Annotated in this window: 12 protein-coding genes; 10 read left to right on the top strand and 2 right to left on the bottom strand. The window is 49.1% G+C overall.

What is annotated here, in order from left to right; genetic code table 11:
* Nucleotides 1-17: 17 nt before the first annotated feature.
* A complete protein-coding gene (locus Q0698_RS03555) occupies nucleotides 18-455 on the bottom strand; it encodes an Lrp/AsnC family transcriptional regulator (RefSeq protein WP_298633803.1) in 438 nt (145 codons plus the stop codon).
* A 131-nt stretch (nucleotides 456-586) separates the two neighbouring features.
* On the opposite strand from Q0698_RS03555, the gene Q0698_RS03560 reads away from it, so the two are divergent.
* Nucleotides 587-1747: a monodechloroaminopyrrolnitrin synthase PrnB family protein gene (locus Q0698_RS03560; RefSeq protein WP_298633804.1), complete on the top strand. Its 1161-nt coding sequence runs from the start codon at nucleotides 587-589 to the stop codon at nucleotides 1745-1747.
* On the top strand, nucleotides 1747-2844 hold the full coding sequence (locus Q0698_RS03565) for an aminotransferase class V-fold PLP-dependent enzyme (protein ID WP_298633806.1): 1098 nt from the start codon (nucleotides 1747-1749) through the stop codon (nucleotides 2842-2844). The genes Q0698_RS03560 and Q0698_RS03565 overlap by 1 nt, the downstream gene beginning before the upstream one ends.
* 102 nt (nucleotides 2845-2946) lie before the next feature.
* On the opposite strand, the gene Q0698_RS03570 is transcribed toward Q0698_RS03565, so the two are convergent.
* The gene (locus Q0698_RS03570) at nucleotides 2947-3696 is read right to left on the bottom strand and encodes a sulfite exporter TauE/SafE family protein (RefSeq protein WP_298633808.1); all 750 of its coding nucleotides are present in this window, start codon (nucleotides 3694-3696) and stop codon (nucleotides 2947-2949) included.
* Between the two features lie 402 nt (nucleotides 3697-4098).
* Here Q0698_RS03570 and Q0698_RS03575 point away from each other — a divergent pair, with 402 nt between their 5' ends.
* The 8 genes from Q0698_RS03575 (at nucleotide 4099) to recD (ending at nucleotide 18246) form a co-directional block, all read left to right on the top strand.
* Nucleotides 4099-4857, top strand: a complete 759-nt coding sequence (locus tag Q0698_RS03575) for an ATP-dependent zinc protease (protein ID WP_298633810.1) — start codon at nucleotides 4099-4101, stop codon at nucleotides 4855-4857.
* Nucleotides 4857-6371: an inactive transglutaminase family protein gene (locus Q0698_RS03580; protein WP_298633812.1), complete on the top strand. Its 1515-nt coding sequence runs from the start codon at nucleotides 4857-4859 to the stop codon at nucleotides 6369-6371. The genes Q0698_RS03575 and Q0698_RS03580 overlap by 1 nt, the downstream gene beginning before the upstream one ends.
* The gene (locus Q0698_RS03585) at nucleotides 6372-7337 is read left to right on the top strand and encodes an alpha-L-glutamate ligase-like protein (RefSeq protein WP_298633813.1); all 966 of its coding nucleotides are present in this window, start codon (nucleotides 6372-6374) and stop codon (nucleotides 7335-7337) included. It abuts the gene before it with no gap.
* Nucleotides 7338-7468: 131 nt separating this feature from the next.
* Nucleotides 7469-8554, top strand: coding sequence for a ferrochelatase (hemH, locus tag Q0698_RS03590; protein ID WP_298633814.1), 1086 nt, complete (start codon nucleotides 7469-7471; stop codon nucleotides 8552-8554).
* A 234-nt stretch (nucleotides 8555-8788) separates the two neighbouring features.
* Complete coding sequence (locus tag Q0698_RS03595; RefSeq protein ID WP_298633815.1) at nucleotides 8789-9349, top strand: hypothetical protein; 561 nt, start codon at nucleotides 8789-8791, stop codon at nucleotides 9347-9349.
* A 462-nt stretch (nucleotides 9350-9811) separates the two neighbouring features.
* On the top strand, nucleotides 9812-13003 hold the full coding sequence (recC, locus tag Q0698_RS03600) for an exodeoxyribonuclease V subunit gamma (RefSeq protein WP_298633817.1): 3192 nt from the start codon (nucleotides 9812-9814) through the stop codon (nucleotides 13001-13003).
* Nucleotides 13000-16533, top strand: coding sequence for an exodeoxyribonuclease V subunit beta (gene recB, locus Q0698_RS03605; RefSeq protein WP_298633819.1), 3534 nt, complete (start codon nucleotides 13000-13002; stop codon nucleotides 16531-16533). The genes recC and recB overlap by 4 nt, the downstream gene beginning before the upstream one ends.
* On the top strand, nucleotides 16534-18246 hold the full coding sequence (gene recD / locus Q0698_RS03610) for an exodeoxyribonuclease V subunit alpha (protein WP_298633820.1): 1713 nt from the start codon (nucleotides 16534-16536) through the stop codon (nucleotides 18244-18246).
* The last annotated feature ends 94 nt before the right edge of the window (nucleotides 18247-18340 follow it).

The raw sequence follows: 18340 nt of genomic DNA on the forward strand, positions 1-18340 counted from the left end.
TGCAGACTAGGCAACTACTAAATGTGCTTTATCGACTTGAGAATGATCGTTGTCTCCATGTCATCAATGGCCTCAATAGCCGCCAACTCTGTTTTGAGTTTGGCTTCAAGGTCCTCCAAACTCTCACTATGAAGACGCAGCATATAATCATACCTACCCGTAATGGTGCTACATTCCGTGACATAATCCATCTGCTGAATAGCGGCTTCAAAGAGCTGAGCTTCAGTGATACCGTTACGTCGTAATTTTACCGACACTAATGCACTGACATTACGCCCTGTTAGCACCGGATTAACTCGCGCATGATAGCCAGTAATCACCCCGCTCCGCTCAAGCTTTCTAACACGTCGCGAGCACGGCGATGGCGATAGGTTTACAGCCTCGGCAAGCTCTGTATTACTCAACCTCGCGTCGCGCTGTAACAGGCGCACAATCTTTTGATCTACTAAATCCATAATTAGTTAAAAACACCCTTTATAGAGTTAAAATAGCTACATTACACCCATATCTAATCACTAAATGATAAATAAAAGCAATAATAGTCATTTATATAAACTGATAATAGAAGAAAAAGTCTGAGGCATTTATGACCCAAAACGCACGCTCATTTGATCACTGGATTCGCAACGATTTCATTGAGATAAATACTCAACTCGAGACCCTCTATTTCAGCAACGTTAGTGATCGAGCTGACGTGACGGGGATAGGCGACGATCTTAAGCACGCCCTGCTTCATGACGGCAAGCAGATGATGATCTCCCTACTCAAGGAGGGAAACACAGATGAAGGCTTTGACGCAGGGTTTGACCTCTTGGGAAATATCGGTTTTTACATGGCTGCCTGTCGGCGACACGAACTTACGGAGCCATCAAGAGAAACCAAGTCACCATTAGTTGAAGCATCGGCGCTGGCACTTCAGGTGGGGGCATCAATTGGGATGATTCCTCGCTTTAGCACCGCTCATTTAACCACGCATAATCAGGCCATAAACGGTAGGGCAAAATCTTTTACCCACCTTAGCGACGAAGCTATCTTCAATGAGTTCAACACCCGCGCCATCCTCGCTTACCAGGAGGCTGCGGCGGCACTCATCAAGGTGGTAGATGTAGGGATCAGTTCGCCCGTTGCCATTGACTTGCTGCATACCGCAAAGGTCGCTTTAGAAAAGGTCTACGCTTCTAATCATCAACTCAATCATCAGCTTGATGTCGACCGCTTCTTTTACTCGGTCCGTCCATACTATAAGTCACATCGGGTCGGCAATAATGTCTATCGCGGGGCCAACGCTGGCGACTTCGCCGGCATCAACATTATCGATTTGCTGTTAGGGTTGTGTCGTGCTGACGAGTCCTACTACTCTCAGCTTTTGGTAGATAAAATGCTGTATATGATGCCGGATGATCAAGCAGCGCTTCGAAATGCGATGCGATTGCCAAATCTACTCGATTCCCTACTTTCATGCTCTCCCGGGAGTTGGCAAAGCGAAGCAGCTGCAGCGCTTATCCAAGTATGCCAAGCTCACGGCGCAACAGCTGAACAGCATCACAACCTATTGGTTGAACGATTTATCCGCGTTCCGTCAGAGCAACTAGCCACTCAACATCATGAGAATCTAACGGCCAGCGGGCCTCCGCTTCCTGTATTATTAGCCGCGTTAGAAAAACTTAGAGATCTCCGCTGCGCTAACCCACGCAGTGATATTGTCACCGCTTCAGCGAAAATGAGACAGCTAGAGGAATTACTATAATGGGCAACCAACCCTTTCAGCATCTCCCTAACTACTGGTTATCACATTCGGTGGGTCGTCCACTGAAAAACGCCTCTGAGGTGCTAACCGAGCAATATCTAAACCATTGGCAGGGTTCTGAGCCCTGGCCCCTGTGGCTGCAAACCATTCAAGAATTTAAAGAACAGGCCAGTCAATTAATTAACGCGGAAGCGACAACGGTCTGTCCGCAGCTAAACGTTTCTAGTGGTTTAACCAAGATGTTGAACGCTATGTGTAAAGGCAAGCCAAACCCCAAAATATTACTTTCCGAAGCGGACTTCGCTACGATCAGTTTTGTCGCTAAGCAGGTTCCGAATGCCGAGCTTCGCTACCTCCCTGCCAACGCCGACGTCACCGTTCTGAGTACTTGGACAGACTATCTCCAAGAGGATCTGGACGTTGCGCTCATTACGCATGTGTTTTCCAATACTGGAATGAGAGCGCCGGTTAAGGAAATCGTTGCTGAGTATCGCAGCCGTTCTATTCGCTCCATTATTGACGTCGCTCAATCCATCGGCATCGTGCCAATAGACGTCGCTCAATGGCAGGCTGATGTGATCATAGGCACCTCAGTTAAGTGGCTGTCAGGGGGGCCTGGGGCTGCCTTTATGTATGTTGAACCCAGCTTTTGCAGCAACCTAGAGCCCAGTGATGTAGGCTGGTTTTCGCACCAAGATCCCTTTGAATTTGACGTCCATAATTTCGAATACGACCAAACCAGTCATCGCTTTCTAGGTGGCACTCCCTCAGTGGCCCCCTTCGCGATTGCGGCGGCAAGTATTGCTGAAATTAATCGTATCGGGGTAACTAATATCTTGACCCATAATCAACATATTGCGGCTCAGCTTACAGCAGATACTCCCGCTACTTGGTGGCATTCACCTGCGCTTGAGACGAAACGTGGTGGAACCCTAGTTTTTAAACCGCCTGAAGACATCTCAAATCGGCTGCTACACGCTCACCAAAACAACCGTATCTTTCTCGATCAACGAGCTACTGGCTTTCGGCTATCGCCATGCTGGACGAATACTGAAGCGGATATCGCGAAATTCAAACGGATAATTAGTGGGAATTGACATCTAGCGTGCCCGTCACAGGGATGTCGGATTCGCGCGACGAAGCATCATACCTATGAGGCTAGCATTTATCGTATTGCTAACACCGACACTCGATGGCTATCAAAAGCTTTGAAGAATGAGGAGTATAGCAACAACCGCTAGCAACCCATAAACAAGTTGGAGAAAACTAGCTTCATCTACGCGGTGGTGCATCCAATTGCCCACCCATGCGCCAGCAAGAACCATCGGTGCCAGCAGTGCAATTGAGTAACCCTGAGCTAATAATCTTCCATCTATTAGGTAGGCAACGGTCAGTACACTATTCAGTGATAGCCATACTGTCACTAGCGTTGCGCGAAAGGCAGCCTTTCCCTTGGCAGCCTTTGACATGGCGTAGACCAGCAGTGGCCCGCCGGAAGCGTACATACCGTGAATAACTCCCGACACACCAATCAACGAGGCGCGTTTCGTTTGCTGAACTGAGGTATTACGGGAATCAACCACCGCATCAACGGGTAAGCTTTTTAGTTGTAAGAGGGCCTGCCCCGACAGCAGTAAAATGAAACTTGCGAAGACGAGCGTGAGAATGTCTTCAGGGAATATTTGGGGTAACCAGTAACCAATCGCCATACCACTTAACATAAACGGTAAGATAACCTTGAGAAGTAAGGACCAATCAATATGACTTCGATTGCGCCAAGCGAGCGGAAGATTCATTAGCAGCGTGAGAGGCACCAAAATCACTACTAAGCTTGGCAAATCAATAATCAGCGCGCCGACACTTAGAGCCAATACAACACTCCCAAAGCCAGTCATTGCGCCCACCGCGAAGGCGCCAAACACAATTAACGCTAATAGTACTTCAATCACGCTTTGAAACCGCCCTTTAGGGGTAAATTACTCTGGGAACACGCCTTGGCTAACGCTTCACTAGCGCTAAAATAAGCGTTGAAGCTAAGCTCACCTATCATCCTACTGGCACACACTACAGAGAGCCTAGTGCCCTCGAACCGATTATCGCTGAGCTAGTTAAATTTAGCATAGATGTGATTATAACGATTTATCGACAACACGAAACCGATAACGCAAAAGTATCAAAAGGAAATAGTGTACTAATCAGCAAACTCGTCTAGTATTATCTAACAATTTGACGCTCAATCTTGAGACGTGACTGACACGTCTCATTTTAAGCGAAATTAACTGGCAATTTTTTGCCATCATCGCTACAAATTCATAATGCTTTACTAAATAGATTTGGATAGATAATTAATCATGACGTGGGTAACTCGAGTTGTATTTATAGCTGTCTTTTTTACTGGCTGCGGCTATCAAAAGACGATGCAAGCGCACATTGATACCAGTGACTCACTCGCGGCAACCGCTGAATCCATGCAGGTCGATCTAGCCAACCTCGAAACTAGCCTCCAACAGCAGCAAGAGCAACTGCAGAATATTAGCTTGCAGTTAGCGCAAATTAGCGAAAGTCTAAGCCAGCAACAGACTCAATTACACCAACATGCAGCCACGCCTGACGAAGTGACCGCCCCCCCCAGCGAACCGAGCCTCGCCGTGCAAGTGCCGCTGCGAAATATGAATAAAACCGTGCTCGGTGGGCGGGAAAGTATTTTTATCCATGCCGCTAATGAAGAGTTTGTTGCTCGCATAGACACTGGAGCGGAAGTTTCTTCCATTCACGCCTCCAATATCGAGTTGTTCGAACGAGATGGTAAAGAATGGGTCCGCTTTACCATTGATCACGAAGCGATCAATGAGCTGCGTCATAGTGTGGTAGAGCGACCAATCAAACGTCAAGCTCGGATCCGCCAAGCAAATAGCGATGAAGCTCAAGAACGTTATGTTGTATCCATGTTGACTCAATTAGGAGAAATTGAACAACACACGGACTTTACGCTGACCGATCGATCTCAACTCACAAATCCAATTCTCATTGGACGAGATTACTTCATTGACATCGCAATTGTTGATGTAAGCCGTGAATTTATTCAATCATCTGCTCCGGGAACCGATTAATGTCTTCTCGTACTCCCTTTTACTTTGCAATTTTCGCGCTTATTGTGGTTGGCCTATTTGCTAGCTGGAACCGACACGCCCAAAGTGGTCTTCCGCTATTACCTAATCATGACCGCGAAGTCTGGGAAATCGAGGCGCGAGTTGAATTTACGGCGCTCGATCGTCCGGTTCTCGCAAGCCTCGCACTACCCGAAGCGAATCAACCGGGTTTTAGGTTAATCCGCGAGGCGTCATCGTCACCAGACTATGGTATGACTTATCAGCAGACGCCTTTTGGCCGAAGAGCCGAGTGGTCGAAACGTGTTGCGGTAGGAGAGCAAGCACTATTCTATCGAGCACAGTTTTTAGTAGATCCAACTAAACTAGAACTCCTGCCTCCCGAATTTCCCCTAGCCGCCCCAAAATTGAACCTTATTGGCCCGGAACGACTGGCCGCCGAATCAATCAAAGAAGCTGCCTTTGAACGCTCCTCCAATGCACTAAGTTTTGGACGAGAATTAGTTAAGCTCCTCAATGATCCAAATGATCAAAATAGAGCGCTTCTGCGCAACCATTATTCACAGCTAGACATACTCTCCACACTATTAAGTGAAGCTGAAATCGCCAATCGGCTAGTAGGAGTTCTTAGCCTTGAAGACGGTCGTCGGCGCCAACCTATTGAGAGGATGTTGCAGTTTTGGACAGGGGCCGAGTGGCTATTATTTGATCCGTCATCGCAGCAGTTTTCTACCTTAGGTGAAGTGCTGATTTGGGACGCCTCGATTCGCTCACTACTGGACGTAAATGGCGGGCGGCTAAGTAGGGTAAGTTTTTCCATGATTTCTCAAGATGTCACGCCTACCGAGGCACTTGCTAGCGTTAATCAAACTACTGAGCCATGGAACCTATCTATTCATAGCCTGCCCCTCGAGCAACAGACGATGTTTAAGAGCATCATGCTAATCCCAGTAGGAGCACTCATCGTTGCCTTTCTACGGATCATGGTTGGATTAAAGACCTCAGGCACGTTTATGCCAATTCTTATCGCCATGGCCTTCGTGCAGACCGAGTTGAAAGTGGGAATTATCGGCTTAGTAGTTATTGTAGGAGTAGGCCTGGTCATTCGGGGCTATCTTTCTCGGCTCAATCTGCTGCTGGTATCACGAATATCGGCAGTTATTATTGCCGTCATTTTAATGATCTCCAGCTTTGCGGTGGTCGCCTACCACTTAAACCTTACTCAAGGCCTCTCGATAACCCTATTCCCGATGATTATTTTGGCTTGGACAATCGAACGGATGAGCATCCTTTGGGAAGAAGACGGCTGGCGGGAGGTTGCGATGCAATTCGCGGGTAGCTTATTAACTGCGGTGATTGTTTACCTAGCCATGACCAACGACGTTATTCGCTATCTGAGCTTTAATTTTATCGGCCTTCAGCTAGTCATTCTGGCATTCATTCTACTGCTGGGTAACTATACAGGCTATCGTCTATCAGAGCTCACTCGCTTCTACCCCCTCGGTGGCAAATCTTAAATGCAGTGGACCAAGTTAGCCAATCCCAGCCAACTTAAACATCGGCATGTATTGGGAATGAATGAGCGTAATATTCATTTTATCGGGCGCTACAACCAGCGTCACCTCTACCCATTGGTAGACAATAAGCTTCTTACCAAAAACATTGCGGAAAAGGCTCATCTAAAAGCTCCGGAGCTGATTGGCGTCATCACTACTCAAGCTGATATTAAACTCATCCATAATCTAGTGAAGAATGGTGAGGGCTTCGTCCTCAAACCGGCTCAGGGAAGTGGCGGAAAAGGCATTCTCGTCATTAGCAGCCAAAGGGACGGCTTGTTTATTAAACCTTCGGGCGGTGAGCTTACTGCCACCGACATTGAGCGTCATATCAGTAATACTATTGCCGGCTTATTTTCACTAGGCGGGCGCAGCGATACGGTCATTGTTGAGCGACTTATTCAGTGTGATCCACTTTTTAATCGCTATAGTTTCGAAGGAGTCCCGGATATCCGAGTGATTGTATTCAAGGGTTATCCTGTCATGGCGATGGTAAGATTAAGTACCAAAAAATCCGATGGCAAAGCGAATCTGCATCAAGGTGCTGTTGGCGTAGGACTAGACTTAGCCACGGGCCGAGCACTTCAAGCGGTCCAGTTTGACGAAGTGATTACTAACCACCCGGACACCAACGCCGCACTTAACGAATTACAGATACCTAACTGGCGGGAGATTTTATGCCTTGCTTCGCAAGCCTACGAAATGACCCAACTGGGTTATCTTGGTACTGATATTGTGCTTGATGCGGATGACGGCCCTATGGTGTTGGAATTGAATGCACGACCTGGCTTAGCCATTCAAATTGCCAACGGTTTAGGTTTGAAACAGCGACTCAAGCACATTGAAAAGCTTCAACAACCCTTCTTCTACCCTACCTTCGAGCAGCGCGTTGACTACGCAATGAACACCCTATCAACCCTCAAATAATCGATGAGTTTAGTAAGTACTACTGGTCAAGCTAGTCAATCACTCACTGACTGTTAATCCTAATTATTATTGATACACTTGGAGAAAACGGTCGTATTACATCTCGTCCCTTGAAGAGAGTTAATTCTTGTATGAAATTTCAAAGTGCCAATCAGTTTAGTCATTCTCAACAGGATAAAATAGGCCTGCTGCTCGTTAACCTTGGCACTCCTGACGCGCCAACGTCTAAGGCCCTGCGCAGTTATCTTCGCGAGTTTCTTTCGGACCCTCGAGTTGTTGAGATTCCCCGCGTTATTTGGATGTGTATCCTCTATCTGATCATACTACCTCTCCGGGCACCAAAATCTGCCCACGCTTATGCTTCCGTCTGGAGCGATAAAGGCTCGCCACTCATGGTTAATGCGATGGCGCAACGTGACGCTCTTCATGCGCTCATGACTGAGCGTCACGGTGAACGCGTAGTAACGGAACTCGCCATGCGCTATAACAAGCCCTCGGTTACTAGCGTGATTCAAAGTCTTCAGGATCAAGGCGCCACCAAACTAGTGGTCTTGCCACTCTACCCTCAATATGCGGCTTCAACCGTCGCGTCCGTATTTGATGCGGTAGCCGCTGATTTCGCCAAGCGCAGGTGGCTTCCAGATTTTCGTTTCATTACGCATTACCACCGAGATCAAGGCTATCAAGCGGCAATGGCGAAACGAATTCGTGATCATTGGGAGAAAAATGGTCAGGCGCATCTATTACTCAGCTTCCATGGCATCCCTAAACGCAGTCTAACACTGGGCGACCCCTACTTCTGCGAGTGCCACGCCACGGGAAGGTTGCTGGCCGAAAGTCTTGGCTTAACTAAAGATGAGTATACGATTAGCTTCCAAAGTAGATTTGGCAAGGCCGAATGGTTAAAACCCTATACCGACGAAACGTTAAAAGGTATGCCAGCCAAGGGGGTTAAGGCGGTAGATGTCTTCTGCCCAGGTTTCTCTGCGGACTGCTTAGAAACCATCGAAGAGATCGCCATTGAAAACCGAGACTACTTCCTCGAATCGGGTGGTGAACAATATCGCTATATTGAGGCACTCAACGACATGCCACAGCATATTAGCGCGCTGGCCGATATCGCCGAACGAGAGATGTCCGGGTGGCTAACTTCAGAAATTGACGGTGATGCTCGCCAACGACATGCTGACGCGATATCCCATCAACTCGCTGGCTAATCTCCTAGGATGAAAAGTCCTTGCTAGTGATGAGCGCTGACGATAACCATATCTCAGCGCTCACAACGCTATTGTTCACCAATTTTATTTTCCCTAAGCGGTTTACATTATCGTTTTTATCGCTAACATAGCGCCCTCTTTAAAATACCGTAAGCCAACCAGAAATTAACTCACAGCACCGCTGAAATGAACTAGGCTTAGTTCCTCGATGTTGCCTTGCTATTGGACCTTGTAATGACCACAGCTCAGTTCTCAACTGTCACCTTTGCTTCCGCGCTATCTGCTCACGAAGAACTCGTCTCGCCAACTCTGGCTCTTGGACTTGTCACGGGTGTCAGTTTGCTTCCTATCGCACTGCAACCCAATGAATGGTTCAATCTTCTCTGGTGTGGTGAGGAGCCAACGGTCGAGGACTCTCAAACCCTAGGCCCAGCCTTCGAAGCGGCGCTTGGCTATCAGCAGTGGCTGTTAGCGAATCCAACTGATGACTGGTTTTCACTCATCGATGAGCTCAGTGTAAGCGAATATGCCATGGGGCTTGCTATGGCACTTAACTGGGGTCAAACCGCTTGGAGCGATGTCGGTCTAGAAGACGGCAGTGATAATGACAACCTCATTGGCGCATTGATGCTCGTCGCTGTAACCCTTGCTTGGCCGAATGAGCAGCGCCCTGAGGGCGTAAATCTTCCTACCGCAGCTTCCGCCGAGAGTCAGTTTAAAACAGCTATTCACGCAGTCCGACTTATCTCAACGGAATATCGCGAGCAGCAAGACAAACAACAAGCGGCTCACTAAAGCTTCTTATCCTTTTGCGCCGCGATCAGTCCCCAGCGGCGCAAATTCAACGCCATCACATTGACTACCGAGCAGCATTGAAACTTGCTCCGCCCAAAAACACATCTATTCAGTCCCTGAACCGCGCTATATAAGACAACAGCTTCAGCTTAAACCGAACCCGAGCACTGACCCATGCCCAAAGATCACATCAGTCTAAACGGGCACCGTCCTTGGCGCCATAGGTTCATCCCTGAAGCCAATAGTTTAACCATTCAGCCTAAAACAGACGCTCCCTATTCGGAGAGTATTGTCGCCTTTTCATCAGTGCCTTCCTAAGTCACCCTGAGCGTTCCTCCGTTGCTAGCTATTTAAAATGATTACGGGTTTAGCCGCCGTAACAATGGATACTAAATCTAGTGTCGAAGACGGTTGTTTCAGTGCTAAACTGATTGTCCAATCAGCCAGGGAAGCGTGCGTGTCGTGTTGCATTTACTGTCATCAAATAGCCAAGATGTGCTGGTTGCACAGCTATCGCAAATTCTCAAGATTCAGGCACCGGCAGATCCGTTTACTAGCACTTCGGTTTTGGTCCAAAGTGACGGCATGGCGAATTGGCTGAAGCTTCAGCTTTCCAGTAAATTGGGGCAATGCAGCCACATTGAGTTTCTTATGCCCAGTAACTTTCTGTGGCAGTGCTATCGCCAGACACTCCCCGAGGTACCGGAGCGTTCGCCCTTTGCCCGTGAGCAGTTGCGCTGGCGCATTGCGCAATATCTGGCTGAACATATTCACCAAGCTGAATATCTGCCACTTAACGAGTATCTACAAAAAAATCCCGGCGATAACGCCCAAGTACAATTAGCCGAAGCGATTACCGATATTTTCGACCACTATCTCATGTACCGGCCTGATTGGCTTATGGCGTGGGAAAGTGGTGACTTCTCGCTATTCAACGAGTTAGGTGCGGACCTTCGCTGGCAAGGGTTGCTCTGGAAAGCCATCGTAAGTTCTATTCCAACGGAGCTTCGCTGGCACCGTGCCAATATCGCCGAGGCCTTTATTAGTAGTGTCTCGGCAGCAGATTTACCGGAACGACTCTATGTTTTCGGTATCAGTAATATGCCTCCCATTATGCTCCAGCAACTACATGCAATCAGCGAGCACTGTGAGGTTTATCTATTTTGGCAGAACCCCTGTAGTGAATTTTGGCAGGAGTTAGCTAACCCGAAATCGCGCGCAGCAATCACCGCAGCGCTAGAAAGTGAGTTCGAAGAGGACAACTTTCAATCCGACAACACCCTGCTTAGTAACCTGGGGCAGCACGGGCGAGACTTTGTACACCAACTTATCGAACTCGATATTTTCGGCGGCAATCATGATATTCGCTTCAATCTTGATCAGAAGGTCGACTTAGGCCGTGATACCCTGCTCGCCCATATTCAGCATGATGTCCTTAGCCTGCAACAAACTCACCACCACTACGATCCCAGCATAAAGCTCTCTACCAGCTATAGCTCAGCGCGCGAAATTCAGGCGCTGCGCGATTATGTCCTCCAACAGCTGGAAGCAGATCCGTCACTAACGCCGGGCGACTTTGTCGTGATGGTGCCGAATATTGAGGACTATGCGCCCTTTTTCGCTACCCTTTTTAACCCCGTTGGCTCGAGTACTTACCTACCTATTGCCATATCAGATAGGGCAGAGATTAGCGAGCAGCCGATTTATCAGGCCATTCAACAACTATTAGGCCTATCTCAATCTAGAGCAACGCGCACCGACATCTTCAACCTACTCGAAATTGCCGCGGTTCGGGCTAAATTTTCCATTGCCGAAGAGCAGATCGCTCAGTTGCGTGACTGGTGTCAGCAAGCCAACGTTTACTGGGGTTTCGACAATGAGCATTGGCAACAACATGGCAACCCCGCTACGGGAAGGCACCACTGGGAGTTCGCCATCGAGCGCTGGCTTCAGAGCCTAATTTTCGCCGATAGTGCGGCGCCATTTAATGACGCTGTGGGTGGCATACGTATCAGCGGTACGCAATCCGAACTGTTGAGCAATTTCATCGAATTCCTAGATACACTCAAGCGGACTTTCGCCATTCAACAGGGAGAAAAATCGCCCGCTGAATGGCATCAGATCATGATAGAAAGCTTCAATAAGTTAATTGCGAGTGATCACGAAGACGCCGAGTATCTCTCGCAGATTTACCGCAAGATAGATGACTACTTTTTCGCTATCAGTAATGCTGAGTTCACCCATGCTGTTAGTTTTGCTTCGGTGAGTCAGCCTCTACTGAGCGAGCTGACAAGTGTCCGAAACAGTCAACGCTTCGCCGCCGGTAGAATAAATATTTGTACTTTCCTGCCAATGCGCTCCATTCCGTTTCGCGTTGTGTGCATGCTCGGCATGGGCAGTGAGCAGATACCGCGACGCGTTGAGGCGCAGCAGTTTGACCTAAGTTTGCGACAGCCGCGGATTGGTGACCGCCATCCCACACGCGAAGATAGATATCTGTTCCTCGAAGGTATTTTGGCCGCTGAGGATGCCCTATATATCAGTTGGATTGGACACTCGATCAAGACTAATGAGGAACAACCCCCATCAATTTTAGTATCCGAATTACTCGATACCTTGGTGGAGACAACAGCGTTATCGAGGGCTGAACTAGAAGCTAAGGCAATTTGCCATCATCCACTCCAGAGCTTTAATTCAAGCTATTATCTGCCTGATTCGCCGCTATTTAGCTACGATGAACGCTGGTTACTCACCCCTTCTCGTGCCGAGAACTTCGATTCACAGCCGCTGGATGTCACCCAGCACGATGAAATAGACATCAATGACTTGGTGGCCTTTTACAAGAACCCGCTGCGTACCTTTTTAAAGCACCTAGGAGTTAGCAAACACTACTCTGACTCCGAGCTAAGTGATGACGAACGCTTTGAGATTAACTCCTTAGAGCGTTGGAAGATCTATCAGAAGATAAATGAACAGGGGCTCTCTGGTGCAATAGCACCGGTTCTTCGCCGTTTTGAGCTCAGCGGAGAGAGTCCCGCTGCGGCCATTGGTACGAATGTTAGCGCCAACCTATCGAGCGAGTTTAATGAATCTATTAGGGACTTGCAGCCATTACTGCCACTGCACCCACAGCAGGCAACGCGGCGCCTAACGGTTCCCTCTCGGGAAGGCCAATCTTCAGCAGATATGGACGATGGACAAATAATCCTCTCGGGAACGCTGCCCTATTACCAAACCGTCAATGGTAACCTAGTCATTCAGTTTGCCAACCACAGTAGTAGCAACAATCCTAAGTACGCCCTACAGCTGCGGATTCATCAGGCTTTCCTCTGTGCAGCAAAGTTAAACTGTACAGCTGTCTTGATAGAAAAAGGCGGAAGCAAAAAAGCCGCTGCAATGTCCACCGAGAAGGCCCTTGAGCTATTGAGTGGATGGATCGATCTCTACCGATATGGTCTAACGCTACCACTACCTCTGGACGCGAGCATTGCCTCGAAGGTTGTGCAGGAGAAAAGCGTCAACGAGAGTGAGTTTAAGTATGAACTCGAGGCGCGCATTAGCCAATTCACTGACTGGCAGGATGCTATTGTACAGCACGCTGAAACCTTTATGGGTGACACCAATCTCTGCTTCGAAGCGGGGGCCAAACTATGAAGACCTTAGACGCTAACACGCTTCCGCTGAATGGCGTGCAGATCATCGAAGCGAGCGCGGGTACCGGCAAAACCTATACCATTGCTACCTTGTATGTGCGCTTAGTTCTTGGCCTCAATGCACCAACACTTAGCCCTGCGGACATCACAGTAGTCACCTTCACCAAGGCCGCTACGGCAGAGCTGCGTGATCGTATTCGGGCTCGCTTACACGAGGAACGAACCGACCTGTCAGCGCAAGTTTATGCGTCCCTAAACGGTGAAGACTTCAAGCCCTCGGCACTTTATCAGCAACTTGTGGCCAAACACGGTAGTCCAAGTTCCGCATCCTGGTCACCATTGGTGGAGCTATCGCTCGCCGAGAAACGTATGGATGCGGCGGAAATTCACACGATTCATAGCTTCTGTCTGCGACTGTTAAAGCAATATGCCTTTGACTCGAAATTACCCTTTGGTCTTGAGATCACCCTTGATGAAGATACCCGACTGCGCGCGGTGAACGATTTCTGGCGCCAGCTGTGTTATCGCCGCAGCGCCGTTGAAGTCACGGCCATTCAGCAGCAGTTCGCAACGCCTGATCAGTTGCTTAGCGCCTTAGGAAAAATAGGCAACGCACGCTACGAGGAGTTTGATTGTTCCGAAGATTCCTTCGACGAATCACTGGCGAAGCTCAAAACGACTCAAGAACAACTGACTCAGCTGTGGGCGCAATACGGCGGTGAATTATTAAGCGAAGTCGAAACTGCGATGCTTCAGGATCGGCTTAAGAAGACGAGTTGGAAGATTGCTAAAAAAGAGAGTTTATACAATCAGGTTGCCTTGATCGCCACCGGCGAAATGCCCTACTTCACGGTATCAACAAAGCAACTCAAAGACCTTTTAAAATTTTCCACGAGCGAACTCGCAAAAGCCGCTATGAAGGGCAAAGAGCCGGTCGGCAGCAATCCATTAACGGACTTTTTGGATGAACTCCCACGGGAAAACGAACTTAACATTTTGTTATTGCGTGACGCCTACTTCGCTTGTATTGAACTAGAAGACCAGCAGGAACGACTTCATGGCACCATGCGCTCGGATAATATCTTAGCGCACTGCGCGAAGTTTATTAGCAACGCTTCGGACGACGTGATCGCCAGTATTCGCTCGCAAATAAAGGTCGCGATGATTGACGAGTTCCAAGATACGGATCCGCAGCAGTTCGCCGTCTTTAAACGCCTTTTTCAGGGCGATGAATCGCAACGAGGCTTGATGCTAATTGGCGATCCTAAGCAGGCAATCTATGGCTTTCGTGGCGCTGACCTCAATGTCTATTTACAAGCTCGCGACGATTTCGCCGGCCTTGATGCGCAATACACCATGGACAAAAATTGGCGTTCTTCCCAAGGGGTCATTGATGCCATTGATGCCATCTTTACTCACGGTGACACGCCATTCATCAATACAAAAATTGAGTTCCCTCGGGTCAGTGCAGGGAAAACCGACATTGCATCGCTAACCTTAAAGGGTAAAACACTCGCTCCGCTGGAATGGCAGCACCACGATTTAGGTGATAAACCCAATAAGCCAGTTCGCGTGCGGGCAACCGCCCAAGCCACCGCGAAACGAATTGCCGAGTTTTTAACTCCTGAGAATGGCGCGACCCTAGGCAGCGAGCCGTTACAGGCAAGAGATATCGCCGTCTTGGTCGATAACAAAGACCAAGCCTTAGCCATGCAGCAGGCCCTGTCCGACTTCGGAATCAGCACGAATGCCGCCCTCAAACAATCGGTTTTCCAGAGCCCCGAGGCAACTGCCTATCACTCGCTGCTGCTGTGCCTGTTAGCGCCTAATAATGAACGACTCATTCGCCGTTTTATTGCCGATCCCTGCTTTGGCTATTCTGCCTTCGAACTGCAACAGCGTTTTGACAACGAGGAGTATTGGCAGCTCTGGACCAGCACCTTAAATCAAGCCTTGTCCCTATGGCAGAGCCGAGGTCCGCTTGCGGCAATTGAATTTGTTGGCCACGAATGGGATCTCTACGCACAGTTGCTTCGCGATAATCAGGCTAACCGCCGATTGAGTAACTGGCTTCAGCTTGGTCAGCTGCTGCAAAATTACGCCGCTAAATCGCCGGGTATTGACGGGCAGCTTGAGTGGTTTCAACAGTGCTGCTCTGAGGAAATGCTCAACGACGCCAACGAACTTCAATTGGAATCCGACGATAACGTGGTGACCATTAGCACTATCCACAAATCAAAGGGCCTGCAGTATTCTGCGGTATTTATCCCCTTCGCGTGGACGGCTAAAATACCCAATTCGAAACAGAATATTGCCGTAGTACAAGATAACAATCTGCGTCGTATTACCACTAAAGGCCGCGTCTACGCAGAATTCGCGAAGGATATGAAAGAGGAGTCCATTCGCCTTCTCTACGTAGCCTTAACACGAGCCGTCAGTTACCTCTATTTGGGCACCATCAACTACAAAGACGCAAAGCAGTCTGCACTCGCTCATCTCAGCGGGGTACTTGGTAGTGATGACGTAGAGCGCGAGATTGCGCAAACCTTCAGCAGCGAGTTAATCCAAGCGTTGCCAACGTTAAAGCAGCAATTACCGCAGCTAAAAATAGCGCCTCAATTAGGTGATCATCAAGCAGAATTAACAGCCCGAGAATTTACCGCTAAGATTGACGCGACGCGCGGAATCAGTAGCTATTCAGCCCTCGTCAAGGAACTAAAACATTCGCCTAAAGCGGCAAGCACAACTAGCACTGATTCCGCCGATGACGAAACCTTAACGCCTTCACGAGAAGAGAACAGGCAAGAAGAGAACTCGCGTTTTGATCTGGCCAGAGGCGCACATGTGGGTAACTTCCTTCACGATGCACTAGAAACGCTCAACTGGAGTAAGTTAGAGAATACCGAACATGATACCGAGCTGGCCGAACTTATGCTCCGTTATGGTGTTCCGGGCTTTGATGAGCCGCCAATGATAGCGCGCTATCGTGATTGGCTGAGCGATGTCATCAACACCCCATTCTGTAAGGGCCTCCGTTTAAAGGATATCCCGGAGCGAGATCGTTTAGCGGAGATGGAGTTCTTTCTTCCGCTGGATCAGCTACTCAGTTCCGAACGCCTTAACCCAATTGTCGCGGAGTATCTAGAGAGTCCATTGCAATTTGCGCCAGTGAGCGGCCATCTAAAGGGCTTCATTGACTTGAGCCTGCGCATTGATGGGAAATACTATGTTGCCGACTATAAGTCGAATTTCCTAGGTGGTAGCTTCGCGGAATATCAGCCCGAGGCTCTGAAATTGGCAGTTAAACACAGCGGCTACACCCTGCAATACTTGATCTACGTTGTCGCGCTGCACCGTCACCTTCGCCATCATCTAGCCAACTACGACTATGACACGCACTTTGGTGGGGTGTATTACCTTTACTTACGTGGCATGCATCCGGATGAAGGCACTAGCGGGGTCTACTTTGATCGTCCGCCGCTCGCGCTCGTGAGCCAGCTCGACAGTTTATTCGCACAGGAGCAAATCTAAATGCCTACGACCATCAGTTATTTAGATGAAAAGTTAGGCCGCTATCTCAGTGGCTTCGCTGCACCAGAGCGTCAGTCATTTCTGCAGCAAATTACGACCCTACTCGCGTCAGTGCGATCTCAAGGTCATAGCTGCTTACCCTTAACTGCGGTGGATGAGCTAGCAACGGGTAATAATATTGAACTGGCTGCAAACTGGCGCGATCAATGGCGCGCTCTGCTTGAATCCGAGTCCACGCTGTTTGGCTCCGGTGGCGGCGTTCAGCCACTACAGTATCGGGATGGTAACTTATATCTACAACGGGATGACCACGCTGAAGAGCAGATTGCGAAAATCCTAAGCCAACATGCCAACGGCTCACGACTTTACGCCGCGCGCGACCTAGATGCCGCCTTAGATCGGCTGTTTGCGGGCGCCGACGCGGGCACCTTAGGGCAACGTCAAGCGGCACTCGCTGCAGCGACTAATCGTCTAGCGATGATCCTTGGCGGCCCAGGCACCGGGAAGACCACAACCGTGGTTAAACTGCTAGCCGTTATTCTTGAGCAAGCACTGACACTTAAGCCGCTCTACAACGTGCTATTGCTTGCGCCTACTGGCAAGGCGGCCGCAAGGCTAGGTCAAGCCATTAAAGCGCAGCGGAATACGCTGGATATTAGCGAGTCGATTCGAACGGCTATTCCTACCTCGGCCAAGACACTTCATCGAGCGCTGGAATGGCGCGGAGGTGGTTTTGCTCGAAATGCCCGAAATCCGCTGGTCGCTGATCTGATTGTAGTGGATGAAGCCTCAATGATTGATACTCGCCTGATGTTAGGATTGCTAGAGGCGGTTCCTGCACATTGCCAACTCCTACTGCTCGGCGATGCTCATCAGCTAGCTTCCGTTGAGGCGGGTTCTGTGCTTTCTGATCTTGAGTTAGCCGCCCAGGAAACTAGCTCATCATTACACCCGGGCTATGCCAAACTCACTCATAGCTACCGATTCCACCAAGATAGCGGAATTGGCGCGCTAGCCGGCGCTGTTAAGCAAGGCGACACCGCGGCGATAAATCCTATTTTCGCCAACTTTAACAATGAATTAAGCTGGTCCGAAGTCCTGGCTGTGGCTGAACTTAGCCAACCCTACCACCACTATCTCAATGCCCTGAAGCAAGGTTCGCCGCCTGAAGAGGTCTACGCCCGTTACAATGATTGGCGCGTGTTATGTGCAACCCGTGAGGGTGAGTTCGGTCTTTCAGGGCTTAATGAGGCTATAGAACAGCACTTAGCGGCAGCCTTCGACCTCAATGTTGACAGTCGTTTCTATAGCGGCCTACCCATCATGATTACTCAAAACGATTACTTACAGGGGTTATTCAACGGTGATATCGGCTTGATCTTAGCAGTTGATGGCGAGCTTCGAGCCTTCTTTGAATCCGAGGATGGCGCTATGAAAAGCTTATTAGCAGCGCGCTTGCCACACGTCGAAAAAGCCTTCGCAATGACCGTACACAAGAGCCAGGGGTCCGAGTTCAGCGATTGCGCGTTGGTACTACCAGAAGCTGGGCGAAGTGAACTGATTACCAGAGAGCTAATCTATACCGCAATTACCCGCGCCAAGAAAACCTTCAAACTGATGGGCAGTGAAGCCACGTTGCAGAGAGGCATTAGCGCCTCAACTCAGCGTTTCTCTGGCTTAGCTTCGAGATTGATTCAGAGGGCAAGCAGTTAGCGGACGCCTCGGTCATTGGCCGACTCGCGTCTACTTACTGTAATAGCGTCTTTAGAGCGAAGAAGAAACGGTAACGATAGCTTTAGTTATCGTT

Origin of the sequence: uncultured Umboniibacter sp. (assembly GCF_947497555.1) — a bacterium.
GTDB lineage: Bacteria > Pseudomonadota > Gammaproteobacteria > Pseudomonadales > DSM-25080 > Umboniibacter.

What these genes read in the sequence shown, in the direction of transcription:
- Q0698_RS03555 (WP_298633803.1), bottom strand. Translation starts at nt 455, where the DNA reads ATGGATTTAGTAGATCAAAAGATTGTGCGCCTGTTACAGCGCGACGCG.
- Q0698_RS03560 (WP_298633804.1), top strand. Translation starts at nt 587, where the DNA reads ATGACCCAAAACGCACGCTCATTTGATCACTGGATTCGCAACGATTTC.
- Q0698_RS03565 (WP_298633806.1), top strand. Translation starts at nt 1,747, where the DNA reads ATGGGCAACCAACCCTTTCAGCATCTCCCTAACTACTGGTTATCACAT.
- Q0698_RS03575 (WP_298633810.1), top strand. Translation starts at nt 4,099, where the DNA reads ATGACGTGGGTAACTCGAGTTGTATTTATAGCTGTCTTTTTTACTGGC.
- Q0698_RS03580 (WP_298633812.1), top strand. Translation starts at nt 4,857, where the DNA reads ATGTCTTCTCGTACTCCCTTTTACTTTGCAATTTTCGCGCTTATTGTG.
- Q0698_RS03585 (WP_298633813.1), top strand. Translation starts at nt 6,372, where the DNA reads ATGCAGTGGACCAAGTTAGCCAATCCCAGCCAACTTAAACATCGGCAT.
- hemH (WP_298633814.1), top strand. Translation starts at nt 7,469, where the DNA reads ATGAAATTTCAAAGTGCCAATCAGTTTAGTCATTCTCAACAGGATAAA.
- Q0698_RS03595 (WP_298633815.1), top strand. Translation starts at nt 8,789, where the DNA reads ATGACCACAGCTCAGTTCTCAACTGTCACCTTTGCTTCCGCGCTATCT.
- recB (WP_298633819.1), top strand. Translation starts at nt 13,000, where the DNA reads ATGAAGACCTTAGACGCTAACACGCTTCCGCTGAATGGCGTGCAGATC.
- recD (WP_298633820.1), top strand. Translation starts at nt 16,534, where the DNA reads ATGCCTACGACCATCAGTTATTTAGATGAAAAGTTAGGCCGCTATCTC.